We start from the raw sequence: 457 nt of genomic DNA, 5'->3' as shown, positions 1-457 counted from the left end.
CGGGCGAACCGTCCGCATATTGTGCGGTCAGGTGCAAAATGCCGAGGGCATCCTGATTGGGCTCTCCGGAAACGCCCCGCTGGATCCCGGCATTGCTCTGATACCCATAGGTCAAACGCACGGCGCTGGGCGAGTTATCCAACGCCCCATCCGTATCGGGCACAAACATATAGATTTTGCCGTCGAGCAAAAAACTGGTCGAAGGAAGGGGCGCGCCGGTTTCGGGGGCGCGCTGTTCGATCACGCGACGCGTAAGAGCGGGCGGCAGACGATTGCCACAAAAGCCGCAAACTTCTGCGCTGCCGTCATTTTCGACACCGCAGACCGCGCAGCGCTGCATCGCCGCCACACGGTAAATATTTAAGCGTTCTTCCGCAGAGAGGAGCGCGAGGACAGTATAGCGTTCAAAGAATAGAGTCCCCGGAACAAGCGGCGTCATTGCCGCAGGGGACAACAC

The 457-nt window shown here is 59.3% G+C and carries 1 protein-coding gene; it reads right to left on the bottom strand.

Annotated elements, in window-relative coordinates; genetic code table 11:
• The coding region (locus tag H7U32_RS10155; RefSeq protein WP_204469905.1) for a hypothetical protein at positions 1-439 on the bottom strand (439 nt) is incomplete at its 3' end.
• Positions 440-457 lie beyond the last annotated feature (18 nt).

The organism is Bifidobacterium pullorum subsp. saeculare (assembly GCF_016899725.1).
Classification (GTDB): domain Bacteria; phylum Actinomycetota; class Actinomycetes; order Actinomycetales; family Bifidobacteriaceae; genus Bifidobacterium; species Bifidobacterium pullorum_C.
This window is presented reverse-complemented; position numbering and strand designations above follow the sequence as displayed.